This window comes from Streptomyces avermitilis MA-4680 = NBRC 14893 (assembly GCF_000009765.2).
Taxonomy (GTDB): domain Bacteria; phylum Actinomycetota; class Actinomycetes; order Streptomycetales; family Streptomycetaceae; genus Streptomyces; species Streptomyces avermitilis.
The window spans coordinates 3581450-3593358 of the sequence record NC_003155.5; the positions used below are offsets into that span (position 1 = coordinate 3581450).

An 11909-nucleotide genomic window follows, 5' to 3' on the forward strand; every position below is an offset into this window, starting at 1 on the left:
GGCCGGGAGCTGGATCCCGGCCCCAGTTCTGGACCGCGAACACCCCTAAGTTCTGGGTGGGGTGGCCCGCGGCGGAGGCCTCCGTCAGGACAGCCCGAACTCGTCGTCGAGCAGGGACACGAGCTCCTCCGCGCTCACCGAGTCGAGGTCGGAACCGTCCGCCGCTTCCTCGTCCCCGGCCTCTTCCAGCGTCGCCAGGAGCACCCGTAGCCGGGTCGCCATCGCTCCGCGGTCGTCGGCGTCCGGGTTCATCGACCGGACGGCGCTCTCCAGGCCGCGCAGGGCGAGCAGGGCCGGGTCGGTGGCGCCGGCCGTGTCCAGCCGCATGCCGGTCAGCAGATGGGCGGCGAGGACCCGGGTGTTGGGGTGGTCGAAGACGAGGGTCGCGGAGAGCCGTACGCCGGTGAGGGTGCTGAGGCGGTTGCGGAGGTCGACGGCCATCAGGGAGTCGAAGCCGAGGCTCTTGAACGCCTTGGTGACCGGTACGGCGTCCGCCGACGGCAGGGCGAGCACCGAGGCGACCTCGGCGCGGATGAGGTTCTCCAGGGTGGTGGTCCGGTCGTCCTGCGGCAGGGGGCGCAGTCGGTCGCGCAGGCCGGAGGGGCCGTGGGCGAGTCCGCTGGTGCGGCGTCGTGGCGCCGGGACCAGGGCGCGCAGGGCGCCGGGCAGGGCGGCCCGGTCGGCGGTGGACAGGCCGCCGGGTTCGAAGCGGAAGGGCAGCAGCTCCGGTTCGCCGGTGGCGTGGGCGGCGTCGAAGAGGGCCAGGCCGTCGTCGGGGGCCAGCGGCAGCATGCCCGCGCGGGCGATGCGCCGCAGGTCGGCGGCGGCCAGCTGGGCGGTCATGCCGGCGCTGCTCTCCCAGGGGCCCCAGGCGAGGGAGAGGGCGGGCAGGCCGTCGGCCCGTCGCCGTCGGCACAGGGCGTCGAGGTAGGCGTTGGCGGCGGCGTAGGCGGACTGTCCGCCGCCGCCGAGGGCGCCGGCGAGGGAGGAGCAGACGACGAAGGCGCGCAGGCCGAGGTGTGCGGTGAGGTCGTGCAGGTTCACCGCCGCGTCGATCTTCGGCCTGAGGACGCGGTCGACCTGTTCCCCGGTGAGTGTGCCGAGCAGTCCGTCGTCGACGACGCCCGCCGCGTGCACCACTGCGGCCAGGGGTGCCTCCTGGGGGATCGCGTCGAGTACGGCGGCCAGGGCGTCCCGGTCGGCCGCGTCACAGGCGACGACGCGTACGTCGGCTCCCGCGTCGGCGAGGTCCCGGCGGAGTTCGGCGGTGCCGGGCGCGGCCTCGCCACGGCGGCCGGCGAGCACCAGGTGGCGTACGCCGTGCTCCTGGACCAGGTGCCGGGCGAGCAGGCCACCGATCATGCCGCCGGCCCCGGTGATCAGGGTGGTGCCGTCGGCCGGCCAGGGCCGGCCCTGCGGCGGGGTGTCGACGGGGTGGCGGGCGAGCCTCGGTACGAGGGTCGTGCCGGCCCGGATCGCGAACTGCGCGGCGTCCGCGGTGTCGCCGGAGTCGCCGGTGCCGTCGAAGTCGTCGGAGTCGTCGGTGCCGTAACCGGAGGCCTGTACGAGCGCCTGGGCCCGGGTGAGGTCCGCGAGGCCGGTGTCGGTGTCGAGGTCGACCAGGAGCAGCCGGTCCGGGTGTTCCAGCTGGGCGCTGCGGGCCAGTCCCCACACCGCGCTCTGCGCCAGGTCCCGTACGCCTTCGCCGGGTCGGGCCTCGACGGCGCCCCGGGTGCACAGCACCAGCCGTGACTTGACGAAGTGTTCGTCCTCCACCCAGGTGCGGAGGGTGTCGAGCGCCGCGTGCACGGCCGTACGGGCCGCGTCCGCGTCGAAGCCGGTGGGGGTGCCGGGGGCGCAGGGGAACAGGACGTGGTCGGGGGCCGGTCCGCCTTCGGCGAGGTGCCGGCGCAGGGCGTCGAGGTCCGGGTAGGGGTCGATGTCCGGGGCGTCGGTGACGGCGGGGCCCACCACGGCCCAGCGGACCGCGGGGTGGCCGGCCGCCTCGGGCTCCGGGGCGGGGGTCCAGTCCATGCGGAACAGCGACGAGGCCGCGACCGACGTGCCCAGCTGGGCGCGGGAGACGGTGCGCAGGCTCAGTCCGCCGACGGAGACGAGCGGCTGTCCGTCGCCGTCCCAGAGGGTGGCGGCCACTTCGTCGGTGCCGGGGCCTGCCGCGAGGAGGATGCGGCAGGCGGTGGCGCCGGGGGCGGGCGCGGACACGTTCCGCCAGGAGAAGGGCAGGAACGGGCCGCTGTCGCGGGCGGCGGAGGGCAGGAACGCGAGGGTGTGCAGGGCCGCGTCCAGCAGTGCGGGGTGGACGCCGAAGGCCTTGGCGTCGTCGGTGGTCTGCGGGGGCAGGGCGACCTCGGCGTAGATCCCGTCGCTGTGGCGCCAGGCCGCGGTCAGGCCCTGGAACACCGGTCCGTAGGCGGTGCCGGTGGTGGTCAGGTCCGCGTAGAAGTCCTCGAGGCGTACGGGTTCGGCGCCGTCGGGCGGCCACACGGCGGGCGGGGTGGCCGGCTGCTCGGGGGGCGGGCCGGCGGCGAGCAGTCCCTCCGCGTGTTTGGTCCACTCGGTGCCGGAGGCTGCACGGGAGTAGACCGCGACCGGCCTGCTTTCCTCCCGGGTGGTCTCGCCGACGACGACCTGGACGGTGACGCCGCCGTGTTCGGGCAGGATCAGCGGGCTGTGGACGACGAGTTCCTCGACCTCACCGGCGTCGAGGCGGCTGCCCGCCCACAGGGCGAGTACGAGGAAGCCGGTGCCGGGGAACAGCACGGAGTCCAGGATCCGGTGGTCGGCCAGCCAGGGCTGGGCGGCCAGGGAGAGTTCGCCGGTGAACAGGGTGTCGCCGCCGGAGGCCGAGCCGACCATGGCGCCGAGCAGGGGGTGTCCGGTGCCGTCCAGGCCGGCCGAGGAGAGGTCACCGCGGTCGGCGGTGGACTCGGCGGGCCAGTAGGCCGTGCGCTGGAAGGCGTAGGTCGGCAGGTCCGCCCGCCGGGCGCCGGTGCCTTCGAAGACCGCGTCCCAGTCCACGGTGACGCCGTGCACATGGGCGCGGGCCAGTGCGGTCAGGAGGGTCGTCGGTTCCGTGGCGTCGCGCCGCAGCAGTGCGGCGCACACCCCGGTGGGGGCGGTGTCGAGGCAATCCTCGGCCATCGTGGTGAGCGTCGCGTCGGGACCCAGCTCCAGGAAGCCGGTGACGCCCGCGCCGACGAGGGCGTCGACCCCGTCGGCGAAGCGGACGGTGTGCCGGGCGTGCCGCACCCAGTAGCGCGGGTCGGCGAACTCGTCGGCGCCGAGGACGGCTCCGGTGAGGTTGGAGACGACGGGGATGCGGGGTGGAGCGAAGGACAGGCCTGCGACCAGCTCGGCGAACTCGTCGAGCATCGGCTCCATCAGCGGCGAGTGGAAGGCGTGGCTGACGCCGAGGCGGCGGATCCGGCGGCCCCGCTCGGTGAAGTGCGCGGTGAGCGCGTCCACGGACGCGGCGGCGCCGGAGAGCACCACCGAGCGGGGGCCGTTGACGGCGGCGATGTCCACGGTGTCCGCGTGCTCGCCCAGGACGGCGGTGAGGGCCTCGGTGGCCTCCCGCTCGTCGGCCTGGACCGCGAGCATGGCTCCGCCCGGCGGCAGGGCCTGCATCAGGCGGCCCCGGGCGACCACGAGCCCCGCGGCGTCGGCGAGGTCCAGGGCACCGGCCGCGTGGGCGGCCGCGATCTCGCCGACGGAGTGCCCGAGGAGGTAGTCGGGGACCACGCCCCACGACGCGAGCAGCCGGAACAGGGCCACTTCGAGGGCGAAGAGCGCGGGCTGGGTGAGCGCGGTCCGGTCGAGTTCGGCGGCCTCGGCGGTGAACACCGTCTCGCGCAGCGGCCTGCCGAGCAGCGGGTCGATGTGCGCGCAGACCTCGTCGAAGGCCCGGGCGAACGCGGGGAACGTCTCGTACAACTCCCGGCCCATGCCGGGGCGTTGGGCGCCCTGTCCGGGGAAGAGCAGCGCGAGGCCGCCCTCGCCGGCCGTGCCGAGCAGCAGTCCGTCCGGGGTGCGCCCCGCCGCGAACTCCGCGAGCCGGGTGAGTGCGTCGTCCCGGTCGGTGACGGGCAGCGCGGCCCGGTGTTCCAGGGCGGTGCGCCGGGTGGCCAGGGAGTGGGCGACGTCGGTGACCGAGTCCTCCGTCCGCTGACGCAGATGGGTCAGCAGGGTCTTCGCCTGGGCGCGCAGGGCCTGTTCGTCGTGGCCGGACAGCAGCCACGGGGTGAGCGGCAGCGCGGTGGCCGCCGCGGGGGCGGGGTCCGGCTCCGCGGCCTGTTCGAGGATGACGTGGGCGTTGGTGCCGCTGACCCCGAAGGAGGACACGCCGGCCCGGCGGGGGCGGCCGGTCTCCGGCCACGGGCGGGTCTCGGTGAGCAGGTCCACGGCGCCCGCGGTCCAGTCGACGTGCGGGGTCGGTTCGTCGATGTGGAGGGTGCGCGGCAGTACGCCGTGGTGCAGGGCCTGCACCATCTTGATCACTCCGCCGACGCCGGCGGCGGCCTGGCTGTGCCCGAGATTGGACTTCAGGGAGCCCAGCAGCAGCGGCCGGTCCTCGGTCCGGTCCCGGCCGTAGGTGGCGAGGATGGCCTGGGCCTCGATGGGGTCGCCGAGGGTGGTGCCGGTGCCGTGTGCCTCGACGGCGTCGACGTCGGGGGCGGTCAGCCCGGACCGTTCCAGCGCCTGCCGGATCACCCGCTGCTGCGACGGCCCGTTGGGCGCGGTCAGGCCGTTGGACGCGCCGTCCTGGTTGACGGCGCTGCCGCGCAGCACGGCGAGCACCCGGTGGCCGAGCCGGCGGGCGTCGGAGAGCCGCTCGACGGCGAGGACGCCGACGCCCTCCGCCCAGCCGGTGCCGTCGGCACCGGCGGCGAAGGCCTTGCAGCGGCCGTCGGGTGACAGGCCGCCCTGCTTGGCGAAGTCGTCGAAGAGGAACGGGCTGGTCATCACCGCGACGCCGCCGGCGAGGGCGAGGTCGCAGTCGCCGCTCCGCAGCGCCTGGGCGGCCGTGTGCAGGGCGACCAGCGAGGACGAGCACGCCGTGTCCACCGTCACCGCGGGCCCCTCCAGGCCCAGCACGTAGGAGACGCGTCCGGACACCACGCTGGTGGACGCGCCGGTCACGCCGTACCCGGCGAGCGCCTGTGAGCCGCGGGGGAACAGGCTCGTGTATCCGGAGGTGGCCGCGCCGACGAAGACGCCGGTACGGCTGCCGCGCAGGGTGCCGGGCGCGATCCCGGCACGTTCGAGGGCCTCCCAGGACGTCTCGAGGAGCAGCCGCTGCTGCGGGTCCATGGTCAGCGCCTCCCGCGGGGAGATCCCGAAGAACGCGGCGTCGAACTCCGCGACACGGTCGAGGAATCCGCCCTGCTGCGGCACGGAGCCGTCGGCGGGTGCCCCGGTGCTCCAGCCGCGGTCCTCCGGGAAGCCGGAGACGGCGTCCCGCTCGCCGATGACGAGGTCCCACAGCTGCTCGGGCGAGGTGATGCCGCCCGGGTAGCGGCAGGCCATGCCGACGATGACGAGGGGTTCGTCGTCGGTGCGGGCTACCGCGGGCACGGGGGCCGCGGGGGCGGCGGGTTCGGCGAGATCACCGAGGAGTTCGGCGGCCAGGAAGTCGGCCAGCTCGCTCGGCGTCGGGTGGTCGAAGACGACGGTGACCGGCAGCCGGAAGCCGACGGCGCCGGTCAGCCGGTTGCGGAACTCCACGGCGGTCAACGAGTCGAAGCCGAGCTCGCGGAACGGCGCCGTCGAGCCGACCGCGTCGGGGTCGGAGTGCCCGAGCACGGTGGCGACATGGGAGCGGACCAGCTGGAGCAGGATCCGCATGCGTTCGGTGCCGGTGAGCGGGGTCAGGCGCTCGCGCAGGGATCCGCCGCCGGTGTCCGCCGGCCGGCGTCCGGCGCGGCGGGCGGGCGTGGGCACCAGCGCCCGCATGATGGGCGGCACCCGGCCCGACGTCCCGGCGAGCGCGGCGGGGTTGAGTTTCGCGGGCACCAGCTGGGCGCTGCCGGTGCGGCAGGCCAGGTCGAACACCGCGAGGCCTTCGTCGCTGGTCATCGGCACGATGCCGCCGCGGCTCAGGCGCCGCATGTCGCGGTCGTCGAGGTGGCCCGACATCTCGCTGCGCTGTGCCCAGAAGCCCCAGGCGAGGGAGAGTCCGGGCCGCCCGTGGGCCCGCCGGTGGGCGGCGAGGGCGTCGAGCATCACGTTGGCGGCGGCGTAGTTGCCCTGGCCGGGGGCGCCCATGGTGCCCGCCATGGACGAGAACAGCACGAAGGCGCCGAGGTCGAGGTCCTTGGTGAGTTCGTGCAGGTTGAGTGCGCCGGTCACCTTGGGCCGCAGTACGGCCCTCGTGCGGTCGGCGGTGAGGGACTCGACGAGGCCGTCGTCCAGCGCCGCCGCGGTGTGCAGTACGGCGGTGAGGGGGCGTTCGGCGGGGATGTCCGCGAGCAGCGCGGCGAGTTGGCCGCGGTCGGCGATGTCGCAGGCCGCGACGGTCACCTGGGCACCGGCCGCGGTCAGTTCCGCGGCGAGTTCGCTCGCGCCGGGGGCGTCCGGGCCGCGCCGGCTGGTCAGCAGCAGGCTGCCCACCCCGTGCTCGGTGACCAGGTGGCGGGCGAGCAGCGCGCCGAGCATGCCGGTGCCGCCGGTGATCAGGACGGTGCCGTGGGCGGGGAAGGGCTCGCCGGGGAGGGTGAGCACCGCCTTGCCGATGAGCGCGGCCTGGCTCAGCGCCCGGAAGGCGGCGCGGGTGTCGCGGATGTCCCAGGTGTTGAGGTGCGGAGGCGCAAGGACGCCGCTCTCGAACAGCTCGGCGAGGATGCCCAGCATGGCGTGGATGCGGTCGAGCCCGGCTTCCGGAAGGTCGTACGCCTGGTAGGCGACGCCCGGGTATGCCTCGGCGACCTGTGCCGGGTCGCGCTTGTCGGTCTTGCCCATCTCCAGGAAGCGGCCGCCCCGGGGCAGCAGCCTGAGGCCCGCGTCGACGAACTCGCCGGCCAGGCAGTCGAGTACGACGTCCATGCCGCGGCCGCCGGTGGACTCCAGGAACCACTGCTCGAAGTCGAGGGTCCGCGAGTTCGCGAGGTGCGCGGCGTCGAGCCCGCAGGCGCGCAGCGTGTCCCACTTGCCGGGGCTCGCCGTGCCGTAGACCTCGGCGCCGAGGTGGCGGGCGAGCTGGACGGCCGCGCTGCCGACGCCGCCGGCCGCGGCGTGGATCAGCACGGACTGGCCGGGCCGGAGTCCGCCGAGGTCGACGAGTCCGTAGTACGCGGTCAGGTAGGCGACGGAGACCGAGGCGGCCTCCTCGAAGGTCCAGCCGTCGGGGATGCGGTGGACGGTGCGTTCGTCGGCGACGGTCACCGGGCCGAAGACCTCGGTGGACAGGCCGAACACCCGGTCGCCGACGCGGTGGTGGGTGACCTCGGCGCCGGTGCCGGTGACGACACCGGCGACTTCGCCGCCGAGTCCGGTCAGGCCGGGCACCAGGTCGAGGGCGACGACGACGTCCTTGAAGTTGATGCCGGCGGCGCGGACGGCGATCCGCACCTGCCGGGGTCCGAGCGGTTCGAGTGCCTGCGGGTACGGGACCGCCGTGAGGCCCTCGATGGTGCCGGGCCTGGTGTTCTCCAGGCGCCAGGCGGGCTCCCCGGCCGGGGGCAGGATGGTGCCGGCGGGATCCCAGCGGGCCAGGCTCGGGGTGCGTACCTGGCCTTCGCGCAGGGCGAGTTGTTCCTCGCCGGACGCGAGCGCCGCGCCGAGCGCCGCTCGGGACCCGGCGGCCGTGTCGAGGTCGAGGAGGCCGAAGCGTCCGGGGTGTTCGTTCTGCGCCGAGCGCAGCAGTCCCCAGACTCCGGCGGCGGCGAGGTCGGTCACGTCCTCGCCGGCCGTGGCCGCCACCGCGCCGCGGGTGACCACGACGAGCCGGGTGTCGTCGAGCCGCCCGTCGGCGATCCACTCCTGGAGGAGGGCGACGGTGTCGACGACCGGTTCGCCGACCCGGTCGGTGGAGCCGTCGCCGGCGACCGGGAGCAGCGCGGTGACGGCGGCGCCGTCCGCGGCGACGAGCGCGGCCAGCTCCTCGGTCCCGGCGGCGAGCGGGGTGCCGGGCAGGGCGTCGCACAGCCCCAGCGGGTCGGCCCCCAGCACGACGCAGCGCGGGGCGGGCTCCTCGGCCCGGACGGTCTTCCAGTCGAGCCGGTACAGCGCGTCGGCGCGTACGGTGCTCAGCGCGGCCTCGGTCATCCGGCGTACGACGAGGGTGTCGACCGAGACGACCGGTGCGCCGGCCTCGTCGGCGAGCAGCAGCGTGATCCCGTTCTCGCCGCGCCGGGACAGCCGTACGCGCAGCCGCGAGCAGCCGGTCGCGTGCAGCCGTACGCCGGTCCAGGAGAACGGCATGCCCACGCCGCCGTCGTCGTCGCCCCAGGTGAACATGGCGTGCAGGGCCGCGTCGAAGAGCGCCGGGTGCAGGCCGAAGCGCTCGGCCGCGGAGCGCTGGTCGGCGGGCAGGGCCACTTCGGCGTACACCTCGCCGTCGCGGTGCCAGACCCGGCTCAGGCCGCGGAACTCGGGCCCGTACTGGTAACCGGCCGCGGCCATGCGGTCGTACATCCCGGAGATGTCCACGGCCTCGGCGCCCTCGGGCGGCCAGGTCCCGGTGATCCCCTCGGGTTCCTCGCCGGGTTCGGCGACGAGGACGCCGGACGCGTGCCGGGTCCAGACCGTGTCCGCCGAGGCGTCGTCGGCACGGGAGTACACGCTCACCGCGCGGGCCCCCGTCTCGTCGGCCGCCTCGACCTGTGCCTGCACCACGACCGCGCCGCTCTCGGGCACCACCAGCGGGGTGTGCAGGGTCAGTTCCTCGATCCGGCCGCAGCCGACCTGGTCGCCCGCGAGCACGGCCAGCTCCACGAAGCCGGTGCCCGGGAAGATCACCCGGTCGGAGACGCCGTGCCCGGCCAGCCAGGTCTGGGCGCGCAGGGAGAGCCGGCCGGTGAGCACGGCGCCGTCGCCGTCGGCCATCCGGACCAGGGCTCCGAGCAGCGGGTGGTCGACCGAGGACAGGCCGACCGAACCGACGTCACCGGTGCGGTCGCCGGCCTCGGTCCAGTAACGGGTGCGCTGGAAGGCGTAGGTGGGCAGTTCCACGGTGCGGGCGCCGGTGCCGGCGAACACCGCGGGCCAGTCGACGCGGACCCCGCCGAGGTGCGCCTTGGCCAGCGAGGCCGTCATCCGGCCGAGGCCGCCCTCGTCGCGGCGCAGGGACTCCACCACGACGCCGGACGCCCCGGCGGCGTCGACGGTCTGTTCGACGCCCATCGCCAGCACCGGGTGCGCGCTGGACTCGACGAACGCGCTGTGCCCCTCGGCGAGCAGCGCGCGCACGACCGGTTCGAAGAGCACCGGCGCGCGCGTGTTGTCGTACCAGTAGCCGGCGTCCATGGCGGCGGTGTCCAGCCGGCCGCCGGTCACCGTCGAGTACAGGGGTACGGTCCCGGTGCGCGGCGCGACCGGCGCCAGCAGGTCGAGGAGCCGCTCGCGCAGGGGGTCGACCAGGGCGCAGTGCGTCGGCACGGTGGCGGCGACGATCCTGGCGCGCACGTTGTCGCGGGCGCACTCGGCGATGAACTCGGCGAGGGCGTCGTCGTCTCCGGCGACCGCGACGATCCGGGGCCCGTTGACGCCGGCCACGGACAGCCGGTCCGCCCAGCGGGTCAGTCGCTCGCGCACCTCGTCGGCGGGCAGGGCGACGGAGGCGACGGCGCCCTTGCCGACGAGGGTCTCGGCCAGGAGTGCGCTGCGCAGGCAGATCACCCGGGCCGCGTCCTGAAGGGTCAGTCCGCCCGCGACATGGGCGGCCGCGATCTCGCCCTGCGAGCTGCCGACGACGGCGTCGGGCTCCACCCCGTAGGAACGCCACAGCTCCGCCAGCGACACCATCACGGTGAAGAGCACGGGCTGGATGACCTCGATGCGTTCCATCGAGGCGGCGCCGGGCTTCTCGCGCAGCACGTCGAGGACCTTCCAGTCCACGAACTCCTCGATCGCCGCCGCACACGCGGCCGCCTTCGCCGCGAACACCGGTGAGGTGTCGAGGAGTTCGCGGGCCATGCCGGCCCACTGCGAGCCCTGCCCCGGGAACACGAAGACGACCTTGCCGTCGACGGGCGGTGAGCCGCGCAGTACCCCTTCGGCGGGGCGGTCCGTGGCGAGCGCGTCCAGCGCGTCGAGGAATCCGTCCCGGTCGGCGGCGAGCACGGCGGCCCGGTGCTCCAGGCCGGTGCGGGTGACGGCGAGGGAGAGGGCCACGTCGGCGTCGCTCGCGCCGGGACGGGCCAGCAGGTGCTCGCGCAGGGCACGGGCCTGCGCGCGCAGCGCGGGCTCACCGCGGGCGGAGAGCACCCACGGGAGGAGTGGCGGGGCGGTCGCCCCGGGCGCCTCTCCGGGGGTTTCCTCCGGTGCTTCTTCGGGCGTTTCTTCGGGAGCCTGCTCCAGGATCACGTGCGCGTTGGTGCCGCTGATGCCGAAGGACGACACCGCGGCCAGGCGGGGGGTGTCGGAGGCGGGCCAGGGGCGGGCCTCGGTGAGGAGTTCGACGGCGCCCGAGGACCAGTCGACGTTCGGGGTGGGCTCCTCGGCGTGCAGGGTCCTGGGCAGCAGGCCGTGCCGCAGCGCCTGCACCATCTTGATCACACCGCCGACGCCGGCGGCGGCACCGCTGTGCCCGATGTTCGACTTCAGGGAGCCCAGCCACAGCGGCCGCCCCGCCGTTTTGGCCTGCCCGTACGTGGCCAGCAGCGCGTCCGCCTCGATCGGGTCGCCGAGGCTGGTGCCGGTGCCGTGCGCCTCGACCACGTCGACCTCGGCGGGCGACACACCCGCGTTGGCCAGCGCCTGCCGGATCACCCGCTGCTGCGAGGGCCCGTTGGGCGCGGTGAGACCGTTGGACGCGCCGTCCTGGTTGACGGCGCTGCCGCGCAGCACCGCGAGCACCCGGTGACCGAGCCGGCGGGCGTCGGAGAGCCGCTCGACGGCGAGGACGCCGACGCCCTCGCTCCAGCCCGCGCCGTCGGCCGCCGCCGAGAACGCCTTGGAGCGGCCGTCGGGGGCCAGCGCGCGCTGCCCGGACAGGGCCACGTGGACCGCGGAGGTGGACAGTGTCGTCGCGCCGCCGGCCAGGGCGAGGTCGCACTCCCCGCTCCGCAGCGCCTGGGCGGCGAGGTGCAGGGTCACCAGCGAGGAGGAGCAGGCGGTGTCCACGGTGACGGCCGGGCCCTCCAGACCCAGCACATACGAGATCCGGCCGGAGAGCACGCTGTTGGAGGTGCCGGTGGAGCCGTAGCTGTCCAGACCGTCCGGGGCGGCGGCCAGCAGGGTGCCGTAGTCCTGCTGGTTGAGTCCGGCGAAGACGCCCGTACGGCTGCCGCGCAGCGCGTGGATGTCGAGGCCGGCGTGTTCCAGCGCCTCCCAGGAGGTCTCCAGGAGCAGTCGCTGCTGGGGGTCCATGGACTGCGCCTCGCGCGGGGAGATGCCGAAGAAGGCCGCGTCGAAGGAGGCGATGTCCTCGACGAACCCGCCCGCCTCCGCGTAGCAGGTGCCCGGGTGGTCGGGGTCGGGGTGGTGGAGGCCGTCCAGGTCCCAGCCGCGGTCGGTGGGGAAGGGGCCGATCGCGTCCGTCTCGTCGGTGACCAGCCGCCACAGGTCCTCGGGCGAACTCACCCCGCCGGGGTAGCGGCAGGCCATCCCGACGATCGCGATCGGCTCGGTGCCCTGCGACTCGATCTCGGTCAGTCGCTGGCGCGTCCGGTGCAGATCCGCGCTGACCCGCTTGAGATAGTCACGAAGCTGCTGCTCGTTGGCCATCGGAC

General features: G+C 75.1%; 1 protein-coding gene. It reads right to left on the reverse strand.

The genetic code is table 11. The features are described 5' to 3' along the window. Positions 1-84: 84 nt before the first annotated feature. On the reverse strand, positions 85-11904 hold the full coding sequence (locus tag SAVERM_RS43915) for a type I polyketide synthase (RefSeq protein ID WP_010984329.1): 11820 nt from the start codon (positions 11902-11904) through the stop codon (positions 85-87). Positions 11905-11909 lie beyond the last annotated feature (5 nt).